The sequence below is a fragment of the Flavobacterium hiemivividum genome (assembly GCF_004349145.1).
In the GTDB taxonomy this organism is placed as follows: domain Bacteria; phylum Bacteroidota; class Bacteroidia; order Flavobacteriales; family Flavobacteriaceae; genus Flavobacterium; species Flavobacterium hiemivividum.
The window spans coordinates 96,583-112,771 of record NZ_SMFO01000003.1 but is presented as its reverse complement, the minus strand read 5'-3'; the positions used below and the strand labels follow the sequence as shown (position 1 = coordinate 112,771).

Sequence of the window (16,189 nt, the reverse complement as noted above, 5' to 3'; positions counted from 1 at the left end):
AATAAAACTAAAAAAATTTGTTTTACAACACAGAATCTTTTCTTTGGTCGCAGATGTGAAAAGAAAAGAAGTTTGCTAAAAGCAAAAATGGGATAATGAATATCCCACTAAAATATCTCGCAACCTGTTTGGGAAAAATAGGGAAATGAAAGAATGAAATGGAAGATTTTTGGCAAAGTGGTTGCAACTAATCAAATGCAAAAATGCGTTTCCGACCGTAGCGAGGAATTGCATTTTTGCCACCCGATTTTTCGGGTCAGGTGACTTTTATCGGGTGGGTATTAAAATCTTTCAGATTATGAAAAAATCCTCTGTATTCCGTCATTCCATTGCGGAACAAGCCCCAAAGCAAAGAACAACCCATTTGTACCAATGACGAATTAATAAATAAATCCTGCTTTTCTAATGCTTCAGCTAAACTGCAACTTGGCGTGTCGTCCTGCTCTTCAGACTGTTTTAAAAGTTCGCCAAATTCATCAGTAATAAATGGCAGGCTTGCCACCGTTTCGTATTTCTCGGAATTGGGTTGTTTAATTCTTCCTATTGTAGATAGTAGCACTTGTCCTGTGTGCTGGCTGTTACCGAAATCTAACCAATAACGTGGGCGGTTGGAATAGGCTTTACCGTTGTTCAGAATATTCAAAATATCCGCAATCCCAAACCTTGCTTTTACGCTGTCCACGCAAGAAATATAAATACTTGCTCCTGCATTTTCGGGCAATTTATCCAAACGGTCTTTTTCAAATTTTACCGTTTCGGCTTTCCAATTTGTTCCCGAAAATCGGTTGGCTCTGTTAATTAGTGCAACGGATTTGTACAATCCAATTTCACATTCTGCAAAACGCTGTCTGCCCAAATTTGCTTGGGTAATTACATCATCATCCCAAAGGCGGATTTGTAGTCCTGCGTGTCCCAACTCAGTTAAACTGTGGTTCATTTCCATTAAGGCGGTCAAAACCTTTGAACCTGTTCCACCTGCACCGATTACATTTATCAAAATCGGATTGGTAGGATTGATTAAATCTCTGTCTGTAAAATGTATTTTTTGTTTAGCTGTATTCATCACAATAGGTTTTTAAGTGTTTTGTTATTTGGTTTCAATACTTCTTTTGGAAAGGGGGTGTCTGTACCAATTAGGTCTTTCCAAATGGTTACACAATTTCCTTTTATCGGATTGTAATTCCCCAATAAATGGCTGAAATAACTGTTGAAAAAATAGCTTTCCCACGCTTGTATAAATTCTTCCACCGAAGCCGAATTTTGAATATCAATATTTACTGTTCCCATACATACGTTGCCATTTTCGTACACATTGAAAAATGGAGCGTAATGCAAAGGCGTTTTTTCTATGGGTCTTCTATCGCTTGACAAAGCAAATATTGAAAGGCTATTTTTATTTGCAAACCAAAGCATTGGCGGTACTTTAGCCTTGCCGTTGGGAATGCCCAAACCATTTACAAAATACAGTTGTCTTTGCTGTGCTTTGGTGTACCAAAGTACTGTACCTTTTTCACTCGGATTGATGTGTAAAATGTTGGTAGACAAAATTCTCTTTGGCTTTAAAAAGGCTTTGTTCTTTTCTTCATCGGTATGTAATGATTTTGCCAATACATTGGCTTCTTTTACGGTCAAAGGATGTGCATTGATAGGGTTTCCGTTTCTATCCATATCAAAATGCTCCACATACATATCTATATTTATACCTTTGGTTTCATAAAAAACCAAAGCAGATTTTGGAAAATATAATGTTCCAAAATTCTCGGTGATGTCGTTTAAATTGTTCATTTTGTCGTCATTTTATATTCATCTAATAAACCGCATAAATGGTTCAGTAACGGAAACAAGCGGTTCTCAAAATCAAGGTTGGTTGCGGTTATTTCACTTCCGTCAAAGTGTTTGCTAATGGTGGGTTCTGCCATTGCTCCGTACTCATTAAATTCATTGTTAATGCTATCCGAAAGATTTTCATACAGCCAACCTTTGGTATCTGCTACAAATGAAATGTACTTTTCCATTCCAATGGTTTCATTGTCATAATCATCATTGTAAGGGTCTTGTTCGGAAATGGGTGCGTTTTTGAAAATACTTGTTTTTGGATATTCCGTAAAAAGTTCAAAAACTTTACAAGCCAATTGCCAACATTCTTGGTCAAATTCATCAAGGCTTTTAAAGTTGTTTAAATGCTGTTTAAATAGTTGTAAATTGATACGGTTGAATAGTTTCTGTTCTATTTTGTCGCCAATTTGTTCGGCTTGGCTTAACTCGCTTTTGTATCTCTCTGTTTCGTCCGTTTCATCATCCTGTTCTACCCAATCATTCATCATTTCATACATCCAATACAGATAGCTATTTTCTTGTCTGTAATAGGGTATGTCGGCAATGTGATACAGGTAACTGCAAACCGAAACCAATAATTGAGCGGTCTTTTTGTGCTTCGGGTCATTGAGCATTTTAAAGAGCGGAACAATGGGGATATAATATAAAGTCGTTCTTGTATCATACCGTTCCTCACTTACAAAAAAGGTTTTCTTACTATCCTGTACCAATTGTAAACTATTCCAATTTAAATGAGTGCGTTTTAACTTGGTTTCTATATCCCACATCGCCAAAGCTATATTGTAGGGATAGCCATAAATTTGTGTTTGCATTGGTTCAATACTGTAATGCTCTGCAAGGTTGGAAAGGGATTGATAAAAATTCCGCTCTGTTTTTGCGGTTTCATTACAAGCCTGTACGGATTGTTCCGTTTTCAGTTTAGGCAGGAATACCGACTTTAGAAAACCATTGGCAACATCGCTATTGGTACTGCTTTCCGCTTGTCTTTCTGCACTTCGCTTGCGTCCTTTGGTCTTTGCATCCATTGTGCGAACTCGTTTAGCTGTCGATGCAATTGCCGTTGTCGTTTCTGTTCGGGTATGCTGATAATTCCCGATAGGATATGTGGTTGCATAATTCATCGTTTTTATTTTTGGTTTAACCTTTTGTACCCATTATGCTTTCAAATTTGTACTCAACTGCATCGTCTTTTATTTGCGGTGCAGATATTTTTGCCGTTGTCAAAATCGGGTATATATTTGCGTAAAAATTCATTACGGCTTCCACGCTCCAACGTGGTTCGGGGTCAGTCAGTTTGATGTCCTGTCCTTTATCTTTGAGTATGAAAACTCGTTCTAATTGCGTTGCTAATAACATGACTTTTAATTTTTTGGGTTAATACTCTTGTTCTTCTTCGTCCGTTTCATCAGTAGGATAATCTACTCTAACTTCTTCCTCTTGTTGCAGTTCGGGTTTTGCTTCTTCCATTGCTCCAAAAAGGCTCGGTGTTGCAAACTTGTCAGACAATGCGTTTTTACGTTTGCGTATCTCGTCCGCTTTTTCGGGAAACTCCGTTATCTCGGGTACTTTCATCCACGCTTCACGGAATTTTCCCTCTTTTTCTAACTCGTCCGCCTTTGCCATTCCGTCTTTAAATTTCTTGTCTTTGGCTTCCTGTTCTTTCTTCTGTTTGTCGGCTTTTTCTTTCTCCATAGCCGATTGTTTTTTGACTTCTTCTAATTGTTTTAGAAATTTTTCCATATCCACCATTAAACCCGAAACGGTTTTGATGGGTGCGGTTATCTGCTCAAAAAATCCATCGTCAAACTCTTGGGGTGTTGCGTTAAATGTGAGTGGCGGAATTAGGTTTTTGGCGTTATCTCCGCATTGTTCGTTGTTGAGGATAACCGAAACGATTAGGTTATTTTCTACTCCTTTTGAAATGTTCAGTTGTAATACTCCTGTAAAGTCCAACTGTGCTATCTGATTGAAAAAATTAGTATTCATTGCTGTAAAATTTAAGATGTTGTTAATTGTGCTTTGATTGCTCTTAGTTTCTCGTACATATCCGACCAATAGGTTTTTTGTCTTTTGTCAAACTCCGAAAAATTGCTGTCCTCGTGGCGATATTCTTTATATCGTCTTGCTATTTTTATGGCTTCCTTTAAATCTGTTACTTCGATTTGGCAACCATTTATGTCTGTTATTTTCATAGCTGTTGGATTAATTAATTTGTGCTATTTGTTCAATCCTACCATATACAATGCTTCTAAGGCTTGTCTTGTCGGGTGCATTGTATTCTGCCCAATTGCCGTATTGCTTCACTACATAGTTTTTCAAAACATCTTCAAAACCAAACCGATAACCGTGCAAGGGAACTGCTTTTTTGAAATAGGCATTTCGGTTTACTGCTTCTGCAAGCCAATTCTTTTCGGCTCGGTTCATTTTTTCGCCTTTGTTCAGTTTTTCCCTCAATAGATAAACCTTTGCAAATTGTAGGGTTTCCAATTCGGGTACATCATAGCGGACAAACTTGGTGGCTATTATTCTAGTTTCCATTATTCTTGTTTTTAAGGTTAATGATTGGCTATTTTCTGCTCTAACAAGGTTTCTAATATTTCCCATTCGCTGTCGTATTTTTTACCCTCAAAATGATAGGTATCGGTTTCTTGGTCAAATTGATATTTTTCAAAATCCTCGTCTTCCAAATAAATATCTGTGAGTAGCTTGTCAGCAAATGTTGCTCTGCCATATATCAAGCAACCCAATTCCTCATAATCCTGTATGAAATCCACTTTATAGTGTTCTGCTATTTTTTGTACCACTTCTATATTAGGCGACCATTTTGTTTCGTATTGAAATACGTCTGTATCACCTTCGTATTGGTAGGTAGCAAAAAAATAACCTCCGTTGTCTTCCGAAATAAAGTCGGGTAACTGTCCACCGTTTTCTTTTAGTTCCTGTTCTGCCATTAACTTGAATAGCTTCTGTATCTGTTCGATTACTTCGGGTTTGCCTTCGAAAACAACCGTATTACTACACCAATTTGCCATAATGTTTGTTATTAGTAGACTACCACCGATTAAGGCGGTAGCCTGTGGTTATTTAGTTAAGGTTTAAGATTTCCGCACCATCCGTTGCAAAAGAGGTACACAAGTCAAATGCTTTCTGTGATTTGAGTTGGGCAGTACCACCCAATACAATACTCTGCAACTTGGCTTCATCATTTTTGTAATTGCGTACATTCTGATAATAGCCTGTAACGGCATTGTACGCTCCGAACAATGTGCCTTTAGTAGTATCCATTTGTTGCGTGTCGCTTATCATCGCGTAAGAAAAAGCATCATCAACGGTGTTTTTAAACAAGGTTGAAATTTCATCTTCTGCACCTTTTTTAATTAAGTCAAGCGTTTCTTTATTCGGGCAAAGTGCCAATTGGATTAGCTTTCTTACTTCTCGGTCTGTTACTTTTACGCTTGCCCATTCATTAAAAATGTCCTCTAATTGGTTGCTCAAAGTGTTCGCCAGTCCCATAATTTTATGGGCGTTTTCGATACGTTGTTTTGCTCCCGAAGTATGTTTGATACGAACTACATTGGTCATACTGCGTAGCGAAGCATTTAGCGTATTTTGGCAAACAATTCTGACAGGTGTAAATGCGGCTGTGATACTTCCGCTACCATCGTGCGAAGTAGTTAGGAAAATGTATTTTTCTGTTACATCATCACCATTACCTACACGGATATAGTCGGGCAATTTGGCTGTGATAAATATGCGCTCTCCGTTGCCTAACGCTCCTGCGGTTTCATACAGAATACCCTCGCCACCGCCTACAATAGCATCAAAGAAATTAAAGGCTTCACGGTTTTGTACGATGTGGTAATCCTTACCAACTACACCTAATACTACATTGTTATCGGTGCGTATGTTGGCGAAATAGTTAGGTACTTCCAATTCGCTACTGCCTATCTCAATGCCGTTTGCCGTTTCGACAATACCCGAACCTTTGGTAAATAGAGGAGATTTTACGACTTCATAATCTAATCCTGCGTGTCTGATAGCTTCCTCGCTTGTTGGGTATTGCTCTACGATTTGCCCCAAACCGTGCCACGCTTTTTGTTGTACGCTAAAGAATGAATAACGTCCTGTTCTCTCGTTGAAATTGATATTATGTGCCATGATAAAATGATTTAAAATTGTTTGAATACTCGTTGTTAAAATGGGAGGTCGTCCTCTGTTTTTTTAGTGGCTGTTTCTACGGTAGCTTGTACAGTTTCTAATTTTTTACCACCTCCGTGCAGTTTGATTTGGGAGGTGTGAAAATTCAGTCCTGCGTGTGCTTCTCCGTCATTGCCTGTCCACGCTCTTGCAGTTACCCTGCCCGATAATTCCACCAACGAGCCTTTTGTTAGGATTTTGGCAACATTGGGCGTTATCCAATAGGAGCAATCAAAATAGGTCGTCTGTTCTATGCGTTCGCCCTGTTTGTTACGGTAGCTGTCGTTGATTGCTACCGAAAAGTTTACTACTTGTTTTTGCTGTGACGTTGTGCGTACCTCTGCATCTCTCGTCAATCTTCCTGTGATGTTCATAATTTCTATTTTTTGCGTTATTGATTTTGTTCTGATTTTATTCTGATTTTATTTTTTTTGATTTATTCGGTAATGAGAGGAGGTGCTGAAGTTTCGTTTCTCTTTTACCATTTCTAATGCTGTATTTTTTCATTTCTGACATTTTTTTTATTCGTTTAAAGAGCCGGAGTATGCTTTGTTTCGTTTCACGAGCATAAAAGGTTCGTGTTTAGCAACAGCAAGGTTTTGACAAAAAATACGACCCGAATGGGTGGAGATTTTTTGGCAAACCCGCAGGGCTTGACCTTGATGCTGCGTTAAGAACACGGAAATACCTTTGCTCTTGAAATGGGACAAAACAGCATACTGGCTCTTGGATAAAAGCCTATGTGGAAGCCAATGGAAAAGGCATTAAGAAATGGTCTATGTGATTACAAAACCAGCATTTATCTGGCAGAATTTTTAACCATTTTTAAGTGTTTGTGGCTATGAAAGCCACCAAAAGGATATTGAAAAATATTGCTTGGAATTTGGCCAGAATTTTTCGATATGTTTTTCAGTATATCCAACCAAAGCTCTTTTATGGGATGGGGTTGAGGAAAGAAAATAAATGTGCTTTGGGGATAAAATATGGGCACAAAAAAAGCAGGATCGTTAAATCCTGCTTCTAAATCTTACCTAAAGGATTATAAAATCTATCCAACAACAAGCTCTTCCTTAGTAGCTAAAAATGCACGTTCCATAGATTGGAATTTATCTGAAACCAAATCCATATCCTTACTGATTTTTTGGCTGGTAATTTTAGCATAAATCTGTGTGGTAGAAATGTTTTTATGCCCCATCATTTTGCTAAGGCTTTCAAGTGGAACACCTTCGGTCAGAAACATTGTTCCGAAAGTATGCCTGGCTGTATGAAAACCAATTTTATGCTCTGGAAAAACCTCTGCCTGCCCTGCAACCTTGCGGATATGGGTGTTGCAAGTAGCATTAGATGGTATAGGGAAAACAAGTTCATTCCTCATAACACCCACGTATTTATTAATTATTCTTTTAGGTATTTCAAGCAAACGCACATTTGATGCAATGTCTGATTTTTTACGCCTGCTTATGATCCATTGATGCCCGTCAAAGAATGATTGGATATTGCTTCGCTTTAACTTCTTAATATCGGCATAAGATAAACCTGTAAAGCAACTGAATACAAATAAATCCCGGACTAAGTCAAACCTTGCATCTACTTTATGAACCATAATCTTCTCCACATCTTCTTTCAGCAGATAACCCCGATCTTTCTCGTTCATCGTAATCTCGTAATCTTCGAAAGGATTTTTTCTGATTAGTCCTTTTTTAATAGCAAGCTCTACCATTCGGATGACAGGCATCGTATAAACCCATACGGTATTATGCGTACATTCCTTATCTACACGCAGAAAGAAGTCGAACTCACGAATAAAATCTGGTGTAAGTTCTCTGAAAGCCATATCGGGTCTGTAATAACGCAATTGGATAAACTCAGCTAAGTGTCTATAAACAATATCATATTTCGCATAAGTGCTTGCAGAACGTTGTTCTTTATCGACCATTTTTTTAAAGTCGCCATTGTGATCTGCAAAAACAGTAAGAATTGTATCGGCCATAACACCGATACCTAAAAAGGAAATCTTTAGTTTTTGTGCTGTAACGAAACCTTCATCTTTAAACATTTCATCATAATGCTGGTCTATGCGCAATCTTATTTTATCCAATTTAAGGTTGATTGCCAATGCTTGGGTACTCTTGCCTAATACCCTACCGTGTTTTAAATCCCATATTTTAGGATCTATTTCTAATTTTGTACTGAAAGATGTTGGTTTACCATCAACGGTAATACGCCCCATAATTGCAACTGTTCCATTCTTCTTCGGTTCATTTTTCTTTAGGTAGAAAAGTAGTTTGAACGTGGATTTTTTTGTCTTCTCCATAACTCAAAAATTTAATGTTTAAAATTAACTTTCATTGAGTTACAAGTAAATATGAAAAATGATGCAAATAACTGAAGTATAAACGGTTATAGTATTTTATTTAGGTATTAACCAGTAACGATTTAGTAACCTAACCTTGTCATTTCAAGCCCAAAAACTAAAGTACACAGTCTTCCAACTTTGTACTACCACTTTATAAACCACTATATAGTAACGGTTTTCGCCGTTTTGCTTACTTTTGCTTTTTATTAATTCTTTTTATCAAAAAATATCAGACACTAAAACTGGTAGAACTTAAAAAATTAAATTTTTATGACCTACACTTTTTAATAAAGTATCATAAAGATGTCAATACTGATTTTAATAATCTTTCAAAAATTGTTACTGAAATTGAAAGAAGAGAAAGGGATTGGCTATCAGATAAAGAAATCTATTATAAAAATTTAAACTATGCTTTAAATAATCAGTTTTCCTTATTGGTTGAAAATATTGATTTAGATGAAAATATAATAATTAGTCTAAAAGATAAAATATCATCACTACAAAAAGAATCATCTAACGATAATTTTTTTGTTGAATTCAAGTATCTGCAATATCGTATTGAAAAACTAAAGAGTTTACTTGAAAGCCGTGTACCTCTAGAAGACATTAACACAACAATAAAAAAGAGTCTAAAAGATATTCGATTATTGTTTGCAGAATGTGAACGAAAAATTAAATGGTCACAGAATCATTACAATCTGCTATATCAACTACCTTATGAAGAAAGTTTGGTTGAATACAACTCCCCTACAGAAGATATAAATAAAATTTATTTTGCGTCATCATTCTTACTTCCTTTGTCAATTGAACAAGTTACTTATGATTTTCAAAAAGTAAAAATTGAATTCAATAACGAATTCAATCATTATGAGGTTTTTTCTTCTTTAGACAAAGAATTTAAGATAATACGAGATCTAAAGGATGAAGTAAAAGGCAGTGACAAAAAATCCATTGAAACAATAACAATTTTCACAGCAATCATCTCTTTTATTGTTGGAAGTATATCGGGGTATAAATTCATAGATTCTTTTCCAGCTGCAATTATATTTTTGTTAGTTTTTTCAACTTCCTTATTTTCATTTGTATTATTAATTTTCATATCAACTAAAGGTATTGAAGTCTTAAAAAGCCATAAAAAATATATTGGTTTTATTTATATAACAGTAATTCTTTCAATATTTACCATATTCCACTTTAAAAACTGGAATGAGGAAAATTTAAGCTTGGTTAAAAAGAATACTTTCAAAAAAGAAATAAAGAAAGAGATAGATTCCACATCCAAGATTTACGAAAATAAATTATCGAAACTACAGAATGAGTTAGATAAACTTAAAAGCTTAAATATTAATAAAGCAGAAAGTGATGGTAAAAAATAATTAGATAAATATTACTTTAAGCAATATAATATTAATAAAACTGACGATAGTTTTTTCGATAATAATAATCATAGTTAACAAAAAATTATTAGAAATCAGGAAGAAAATGGGCAGAAAAATCAGGCCACAACTATAAATGCTTTACCGTATTTTAGAATAAAAACGTAGAAGATTGTTGTGCAGTAAAGAATTTAATAACTTCATAAGTAAACTCTATAAAATTATCAAAATAATTTTATCAACAAACACTCTCCCATTGCAAAAGCTTTATGGGAGTTTTTTTAAACTTCAATATCAAATTAGGATTAAAAACTATTAAAAGAAGTAAAAATTGAAATTAGATAAAAAAATTTGACCACCCTTTTGGCCACCCTTAAAAAGCAAAAAGCCTCTTAATCAAACGATTAAGAGGCTTTTAAGTACCCGGAGCCGGAGTCGAACCGGCACGGTTTCCCACAGGTGTTTGAGACCAGCGCGTCTACCAATTCCGCCATCCGGGCTTAGCAGACATGAAATAACAGCAGTTATTTCAACGCAATAAAAGAGGTGATTGTAATTAAATCAACCATCGATTCCTTTAACACGGTGCAAATGTAAAAAATAATATTAAAAGTTCTACTAAAAATACTTAAAATTTTCCTTTCAGAGTTGAATAAATTTCATAAATTTGCACCTCGATAAAACGGAACACACTAACTAACTACAACCGAGGCGAATACATAAACAAAGCGATTGTCACACGACATTGCCCAACAATATGGAAAGCAGCGGAACAAAAACAACAAATTAAATGTCACACCTAGAACCAGAAGCTAAAATTTTTGCTTGTTCACAAAGTGTCTATCTAGCTGAAAAAATCTCGGCAGAATACGGAATTCCGTTAGGTAAAGTAACCATGTCGAAATACAGCGACGGGGAATTTCAACCTTCTTACGAAGAGTCTATTAGAGGACTTCGCGTATTTATTGTTTGTTCTACTTTTCCAAATTCAGATAATCTGATGGAATTGTTGCTTATGATTGATGCTGCAAAACGTGCTTCTGCAAGACATATTACAGCTGTAATACCTTACTTCGGTTGGGCAAGACAGGATAGAAAAGACAAACCTAGAGTTCCGATAGGAGCAAAACTAACAGCAAAGTTGTTAGAAACTGCCGGAGCAACTAGAGTAATGACAATGGATCTACATGCAGATCAAATTCAAGGGTTCTTTGAAAAACCAGTGGATCACCTTTTTGCCTCAACTATCTTTTTACCTTATGTAAAAAGCTTAGGATTAGACAATTTAACGATCGCTTCTCCAGATATGGGAGGTTCAAAAAGAGCGTATGCTTATTCTAAATTCTTAGAATCTGATGTAGTTATTTGTTACAAACAAAGAAAAGCTGCTAATGTTATTGGCACCATGGAATTGATTGGTGAAGTGAAAGGTAAAAATGTGATCTTAGTAGATGACATGATCGATACCGGAGGAACTTTGGCGAAAGCCGCTGATTTAATGATGGAAAAAGGAGCAATTAGCGTAAGAGCAATTTGTACTCACGCCATCTTATCAGGTGACGCCTACGAAAAAATAGAAAATTCTCAATTATTAGAATTGATCGTTACTGATTCTATTCCGTTAAAGAAAGAATCAAAAAAAATCAGAGTGTTGAGTTGTGCCCCACTTTTTGCCGAAGTTATGCACATGGTACATCATAATAATTCCATTAGTGGAAAGTTCATTATGTAACAACTAGTCCTTAGTACTTAGTTAATAGTCCTTAGTAAAAATAGTCTCTAGTAGCTATTGATAAATGAAGGATTGATAATTATGATCTAAATACTAGCGAATAAGGACTTATCTCAAGGGACTAAGGACTAAAAAAAAAGAATATTAATAACTATAATAATTTTACAATGAAATCGATTACAATTAAAGGATCAGAAAGAGAAAGCGTGGGAAAAGTTGCGACTAAAGCCTTACGTAATGCTGGAGCGGTTCCTTGCGTGTTATACGGAGGAGATCAACCAGTACATTTTTCAGCAGAAGAAAAAGCATTCAAAAGCTTGGTTTACACTCCAAACGCTCACACAGTTGTGATTGAATTAGAAGGTGGAAAATCATTCAATGCAATTCTACAAGACATTCAGGTTCACCCGGTGTCTGACAGAATTTTACATATTGACTTCTTTCAACTTTATGATGACAAAGAAATCACTATGGAAGTTCCAGTGAAAATTGTAGGTACATCTAAAGGTGTTCTTGCAGGTGGTGTTTTACGTTTGAACACTCGTAAATTAAAAGTAAAAGCTTTACCAAAAAATCTTCCTGATTTTATTGAAGCTGACATTACTCCACTTATGATGGGGAACAAATTGTACGTTACGAAACTTGTTTCTGACAAATACAAATTGATTCACCAAGACAACACTGTTGTTGCTCAAGTAAGAATCTCTCGTGCAGCTATGAAAGCAGCTCAAGAAGCAGCAAAAGCAGCAAAAGGAGCTCCTGCAAAAGGAAAGAAAAAATAATATTTTTTCACTCATATTTAAAAGCATCAGTTGTAAAACTGGTGCTTTTTTTATTTAATCTGTCCCGAAAGCTTTCGGGATCGTTTCAGATTCTCACACTCCATTAATCACCCTCATAAGCTTTCGAGATTATCTCAACTTCATCCCCACTTTCGCATTTTTAATTTTTCAGGAGCACAAATACCTCTTTTCTCACAGGAACTGTCCCGCTATCCGTTTCAATCTTTTATCCTGAACTTATTTCAGGATCTTGAAACAAGTTCAGGATAAAAGGATTTTCACTACTATCGGGGCTATTTTACAGCGTTTCTTCACCCTTAGAAAATCCCCAGACCCTGCTCCACTAAATTATCTAAATATCTCATTGACTAATTATGCAATTAAGTTTACTTTTGCAGCATGCTAAAATGGATATCAGATATATTTTCATCAAAACAAAAAGAAGACAACACCGATTGTATGAAACCGGAGGTTCACGAACACCAAAAAAACAATATGAAAAGCGTGAGTAATAAATTTTTAATTGTAGGACTAGGAAACATAGGTGCTGAATATGTTAATACACGCCACAACATAGGCTTTAAAATACTCGATAATTTTGCCAAAAAAGAACAACTATCCTTTCAAACTGTGAAATTAGGCGCTCTAGCAGAGTACAAATTTAAGGGAAGAACCTTTTTTCTTCTAAAGCCAAACACCTACATGAACTTAAGTGGAAAAGCGGTACAATACTGGATGGACAAAGAAAACATTCCGCTAGAAAACCTCTTCGTGATTACCGATGATTTAAATCTATCTTTTGGAACGATTCGAATCAAACCAAAAGGAAGCGACGGTGGCCATAACGGTTTAAAAAACATCAATCTAGTTCTAAATAACAATCAATATACCCGTTTCCGTTTTGGAATCAGTGATGAGTTTAAAAAAGGAAAACAAGTGGATTATGTTCTTGGAGACTGGGATGAAGCCGAGAAAACCGCACTTCCAGAACGATTAGACGTAGCATCCGAAATCATAAAGTCATTTGGAACTGCAGGACTGGAAAATACCATGACAACATTTAATGGAAAATAAAAAAAGGGAAACGTATTATCACGTTTCCCTTTTTTTATTTTCGATCAGTATAGCTTATTCAACCACAATTTTTTTAACTTCTTTTCTATCACCGTCAATAACCGTCACTAAATAAACACCTATTTGCAGCTGTGGCAATTGAATATTTTTATTAAAATCTCCGTTATTCTCATATTCTTTATCAAATAATTTTCTGCCTAACAAATCATGAACCAAGACCTTTACTATAGTTTCGGTCTGGCTTGTAAATTGAATATTAAAATTCCCTTTGCTTGGATTGGGATACAGTACAAAGTCAACATTCTTGAAATCTTCTGTACCTAAAGTGTATTCTTTTGTACAAATAGCAATAGACGCAGAATTTAAAGTTCCAGAATCTCCCACATAAGCATCCCTAATTCTAAAAATCCAAGTCCCAGATGGATCCTCCCCATTAAAAGATGCTAAGGACTGAAAAGGAGCTACAGTTTGCACAGTAGTTGCAGCACAATCAAGATTGCCTCCCAAATCATCGTATTTCAATTGCAAAGTACTACTTCTACTGGCACAGCTTCTATCAAATAATTTCACCGTAGTACCCAGCGGACTTATAACTTCCATTTCGACATCAGATAAATAAGTGTGAGTAAAACTCACATTAAAATCTACATCCGCAACGGAACCAGTTGTAAAAGGCACAGTAATAGTTCGTGTTGTATAAGCCGCTTGCTCGGCTATAGCAAATGGAGCCCCAATGGTATAGGTATTGCATGCCGAGTTTACTGAATATCCTATTGCAAAAGCTGCACTGTTTACTGCATAATAAATATTAGCCACGGGCTCTATTAAAATCCTGCAGTTTTTTGCAGCAATATTTGGAACAGTAATCAATTGGGCGCCATCATTCGGAGTATTTCCCGCTAGCAGAGTTGGAAACGTCAAGCCACCATCAGTAGAAAGTTTTATATTCACATTTCCAGAACCCACAAGCGCATTAGTCCCATTCACAGACCAAGTAATGCTTTGAGCGGATCCCCGTGTCCAACTTATATTGTCAGTATTTTGCGAAGTAACAGCAAAAGGACCTACAGTTCCACTAACGCTCACAATCATTGCATCTGAATTTGTCTGAGCAAATCCTTGGCCAGCGTTATCCCTAGCTGTCAGAACAAAATTGAGTGTTCGAGCCACAGCTGATACAGATTCCCACTTACTTGTCAATTTATTCGAGAGTACATTACTGTACGTTGGCATATATCTTATAGGATTAGAGCTAGGATATACAGACCTAAACAAAGGCCCATCAAGTTTTGTAGGAACAGCTATACTATTGTCTCCACTAGCGGTAGTCGCTGCATCATTTTGCTCCCAAGTATAACTAAGGACATTACCCTCTGGATCTGTACCGGTACCTTTTAATATAAAAGCCGTTCCTTTAGGAATAGTATAATCTAGACCGGCATTTATTACTGGTGGGTTGTTAGTAATAGCAGTACTTACAGGGCAGTTTTTAATGGCCAAATTATTTTGAATTTGTAAAATACTAGCATACGCGAAGTAATCATCAGAACTTCCTTGAACATCATAATCAGCTGTAATTCCCGCATACCCCATAATTGTCGATCCACTACCGGGCTCAACATTGGCACCTGTACCTTCCAATTCATGAGAAAATGTATGGTTGGCACCCAACTGATGTCCCATTTCATGCGCTACAAAGTCAATATCAAAATCATCTCCTTGTGGAATCGCATTTCCAGGTGAAGTATAGGCTCTTCCTTTTCCAGACCCGCATACACAACCGATGCAGCCAGCATTTCCACCACCGCCACTTGCACCAAATAAATGACCAATATCGTAATTATTGTCGCCAATCACATTTGTTAAAGTAGTTTGAAGCTCGTCACTCCATACCCCATCAACTCCCGTTACAGCATCTGAATAAGGATCAGTAGTCGCATTAGTAAATATGACAAGGTCGTTATTAGCAATAATTACTAGTCTCAAAGCCAAATCTTTATTAAATATACCGTTCACTCTCGTCATGGTCGCATTCATCGCCGCAAGGGCTTTGACCGTCGTTCCACCATGAAAAGCCGTATATTCAGCTGTGCAGGACAAAGCCAATCGTAAGGTTTTAAAAACCTTATTGTTAGCCGCCGTCTTAGCCGTTTTGCTTAATAATTGTTTATTTAACGCCACATCATCTGTCTTACAGACAAATGGCAAACTTCCCCGCTCTCTGTCTTTCGAAGAAAAAAGAACATATAAAGATGGGGTTTCTTGATAAGATTCAATAAATTCTGAACCGCTATCGGCTCGCAAAATCATCGTTTGTATTCCTTTTGGGGAAAAACTAAAACTAAGCGTGGCTTTAGGATCTGTTATTCCTACTCCCGCGTATCCTCTTATTTCAGGATACTTTGCTTGCAACTCGGGTTCGAAATTAGAAGATTCCCAAACAAAGAACTTTTCAAACACTCCATTTAAATTTGGAATTGTAATTTCAACTCCTTTATTTTTTGAAGTAGTATTCTGACTCGAAAGCAATGCTTTTTTTAATATTTCTTCATCCAGTTGAAATACTAAAGGTTTACCTACCGTAGATTTAACAGTGTTTCTCGCACTATTTGATGCCTGGGGCTGTTCTATCTTTTTCCACAGCGCGTCATTTTGAGCATGAATTGGTAAATACCATATGATAACTAGTAGAAATAAAACACTTTTTTTCATGGATACAGCATATTACATCCTCAAAAATAAAGTATTTAAATCTAAAATTTGAATAAATACTATAATTTAAGAATTTCACTCAAAATCGATTCTATTTACTATCACATTTGAAATAGATAGTATA

At 36.2% G+C, this 16,189-nt stretch carries 16 protein-coding genes and 1 tRNA gene; 4 read left to right on the top strand and 13 right to left on the bottom strand.

The genetic code is table 11. The features are described from left to right. Positions 1–256: 256 nt before the first annotated feature. The 11 genes from E0F98_RS06455 to E0F98_RS06400 all read right to left on the bottom strand — a co-directional run bounded on the left by E0F98_RS06455 (position 257) and on the right by E0F98_RS06400 (position 8,347). Positions 257–1,063, bottom strand: coding sequence for a PRTRC system ThiF family protein (locus E0F98_RS06455; protein ID WP_132109799.1), 807 nt, complete (start codon positions 1,061–1,063; stop codon positions 257–259). Further along, positions 1,063–1,785 (bottom strand): PRTRC system protein B, encoded by a 723-nt coding sequence (locus E0F98_RS06450; RefSeq protein WP_132109798.1) that lies wholly within the window; start codon positions 1,783–1,785, stop codon positions 1,063–1,065. The genes E0F98_RS06455 and E0F98_RS06450 overlap by 1 nt, the downstream gene beginning before the upstream one ends. Beyond that, the gene (locus E0F98_RS06445; RefSeq protein WP_132109797.1) at positions 1,782–2,957 is read right to left on the bottom strand and encodes a hypothetical protein; all 1,176 of its coding nucleotides are present in this window, start codon (positions 2,955–2,957) and stop codon (positions 1,782–1,784) included. The genes E0F98_RS06450 and E0F98_RS06445 overlap by 4 nt, the downstream gene beginning before the upstream one ends. A gap of 16 nt (positions 2,958–2,973) precedes the next feature. Continuing rightward, complete coding sequence (locus E0F98_RS06440; RefSeq protein ID WP_132109796.1) at positions 2,974–3,192, bottom strand: PRTRC system protein C; 219 nt, start codon at positions 3,190–3,192, stop codon at positions 2,974–2,976. 18 nt (positions 3,193–3,210) lie between these two features. Continuing rightward, on the bottom strand, positions 3,211–3,822 hold the full coding sequence (locus E0F98_RS06435; protein ID WP_132109795.1) for a PRTRC system protein E: 612 nt from the start codon (positions 3,820–3,822) through the stop codon (positions 3,211–3,213). An 11-nt stretch (positions 3,823–3,833) separates the two neighbouring features. Continuing rightward, complete coding sequence (locus E0F98_RS06430; protein WP_074590745.1) at positions 3,834–4,028, bottom strand: hypothetical protein; 195 nt, start codon at positions 4,026–4,028, stop codon at positions 3,834–3,836. Between the two features lie 10 nt (positions 4,029–4,038). Then, a complete protein-coding gene (locus tag E0F98_RS06425; protein WP_132109794.1) occupies positions 4,039–4,374 on the bottom strand; it encodes a molybdenum ABC transporter ATP-binding protein in 336 nt (111 codons plus the stop codon). 17 nt (positions 4,375–4,391) lie between these two features. Next, on the bottom strand, positions 4,392–4,868 hold the full coding sequence (locus tag E0F98_RS06420) for a DUF1281 family ferredoxin-like fold protein (RefSeq protein ID WP_132109793.1): 477 nt from the start codon (positions 4,866–4,868) through the stop codon (positions 4,392–4,394). 52 nt (positions 4,869–4,920) lie between these two features. Further along, positions 4,921–5,994, bottom strand: a complete 1,074-nt coding sequence (locus E0F98_RS06415; protein WP_132109792.1) for a DUF932 domain-containing protein — start codon at positions 5,992–5,994, stop codon at positions 4,921–4,923. Between the two features lie 35 nt (positions 5,995–6,029). Continuing rightward, a complete protein-coding gene (locus E0F98_RS06410) occupies positions 6,030–6,407 on the bottom strand; it encodes a single-stranded DNA-binding protein (protein WP_132109791.1) in 378 nt (125 codons plus the stop codon). A gap of 674 nt (positions 6,408–7,081) precedes the next feature. After that, complete coding sequence (locus E0F98_RS06400) at positions 7,082–8,347, bottom strand: site-specific integrase (protein ID WP_132109790.1); 1,266 nt, start codon at positions 8,345–8,347, stop codon at positions 7,082–7,084. A 476-nt stretch (positions 8,348–8,823) separates the two neighbouring features. On the opposite strand from E0F98_RS06400, the gene E0F98_RS06395 reads away from it, so the two are divergent. Further along, positions 8,824–9,765 (top strand): hypothetical protein, encoded by a 942-nt coding sequence (locus E0F98_RS06395; RefSeq protein WP_132109789.1) that lies wholly within the window; start codon positions 8,824–8,826, stop codon positions 9,763–9,765. A gap of 420 nt (positions 9,766–10,185) precedes the next feature. On the opposite strand, the gene E0F98_RS06390 is transcribed toward E0F98_RS06395, so the two are convergent. Next, positions 10,186–10,265: transfer RNA gene (locus tag E0F98_RS06390), tRNA-Leu, on the bottom strand. 290 nt (positions 10,266–10,555) lie between these two features. On the opposite strand from E0F98_RS06390, the gene E0F98_RS06385 reads away from it, so the two are divergent. The 3 genes from E0F98_RS06385 to pth all read left to right on the top strand — a co-directional run bounded on the left by E0F98_RS06385 (position 10,556) and on the right by pth (position 13,353). Continuing rightward, complete coding sequence (locus E0F98_RS06385; protein ID WP_132109788.1) at positions 10,556–11,497, top strand: ribose-phosphate pyrophosphokinase; 942 nt, start codon at positions 10,556–10,558, stop codon at positions 11,495–11,497. A 167-nt stretch (positions 11,498–11,664) separates the two neighbouring features. Continuing rightward, positions 11,665–12,279: a 50S ribosomal protein L25/general stress protein Ctc gene (locus tag E0F98_RS06380; RefSeq protein ID WP_132109787.1), complete on the top strand. Its 615-nt coding sequence runs from the start codon at positions 11,665–11,667 to the stop codon at positions 12,277–12,279. 399 nt (positions 12,280–12,678) lie between these two features. Continuing rightward, positions 12,679–13,353, top strand: a complete 675-nt coding sequence (pth, locus tag E0F98_RS06375) for an aminoacyl-tRNA hydrolase (protein ID WP_132109786.1) — start codon at positions 12,679–12,681, stop codon at positions 13,351–13,353. 54 nt (positions 13,354–13,407) lie between these two features. Here the strand turns inward: pth and E0F98_RS06370 are convergent, their stop codons facing one another. Then, on the bottom strand, positions 13,408–16,065 hold the full coding sequence (locus tag E0F98_RS06370; protein ID WP_132109785.1) for a zinc-dependent metalloprotease: 2,658 nt from the start codon (positions 16,063–16,065) through the stop codon (positions 13,408–13,410). Between the last annotated feature and the right edge of the window lie 124 nt (positions 16,066–16,189).

Coding starts and splice junctions, on each gene's coding strand:
- E0F98_RS06455 (WP_132109799.1), bottom strand. CDS start 1,063: ATGAATACAGCTAAACAAAAAATACATTTTACAGACAGAGATTTAATC.
- E0F98_RS06450 (WP_132109798.1), bottom strand. CDS start 1,785: ATGAACAATTTAAACGACATCACCGAGAATTTTGGAACATTATATTTT.
- E0F98_RS06445 (WP_132109797.1), bottom strand. CDS start 2,957: ATGAATTATGCAACCACATATCCTATCGGGAATTATCAGCATACCCGA.
- E0F98_RS06440 (WP_132109796.1), bottom strand. CDS start 3,192: ATGTTATTAGCAACGCAATTAGAACGAGTTTTCATACTCAAAGATAAA.
- E0F98_RS06435 (WP_132109795.1), bottom strand. CDS start 3,822: ATGAATACTAATTTTTTCAATCAGATAGCACAGTTGGACTTTACAGGA.
- E0F98_RS06430 (WP_074590745.1), bottom strand. CDS start 4,028: ATGAAAATAACAGACATAAATGGTTGCCAAATCGAAGTAACAGATTTA.
- E0F98_RS06425 (WP_132109794.1), bottom strand. CDS start 4,374: ATGGAAACTAGAATAATAGCCACCAAGTTTGTCCGCTATGATGTACCC.
- E0F98_RS06420 (WP_132109793.1), bottom strand. CDS start 4,868: ATGGCAAATTGGTGTAGTAATACGGTTGTTTTCGAAGGCAAACCCGAA.
- E0F98_RS06415 (WP_132109792.1), bottom strand. CDS start 5,994: ATGGCACATAATATCAATTTCAACGAGAGAACAGGACGTTATTCATTC.
- E0F98_RS06410 (WP_132109791.1), bottom strand. CDS start 6,407: ATGAACATCACAGGAAGATTGACGAGAGATGCAGAGGTACGCACAACG.
- E0F98_RS06400 (WP_132109790.1), bottom strand. CDS start 8,347: ATGGAGAAGACAAAAAAATCCACGTTCAAACTACTTTTCTACCTAAAG.
- E0F98_RS06385 (WP_132109788.1), top strand. CDS start 10,556: ATGTCACACCTAGAACCAGAAGCTAAAATTTTTGCTTGTTCACAAAGT.
- E0F98_RS06380 (WP_132109787.1), top strand. CDS start 11,665: ATGAAATCGATTACAATTAAAGGATCAGAAAGAGAAAGCGTGGGAAAA.
- pth (WP_132109786.1), top strand. CDS start 12,679: ATGCTAAAATGGATATCAGATATATTTTCATCAAAACAAAAAGAAGAC.
- E0F98_RS06370 (WP_132109785.1), bottom strand. CDS start 16,065: ATGAAAAAAAGTGTTTTATTTCTACTAGTTATCATATGGTATTTACCA.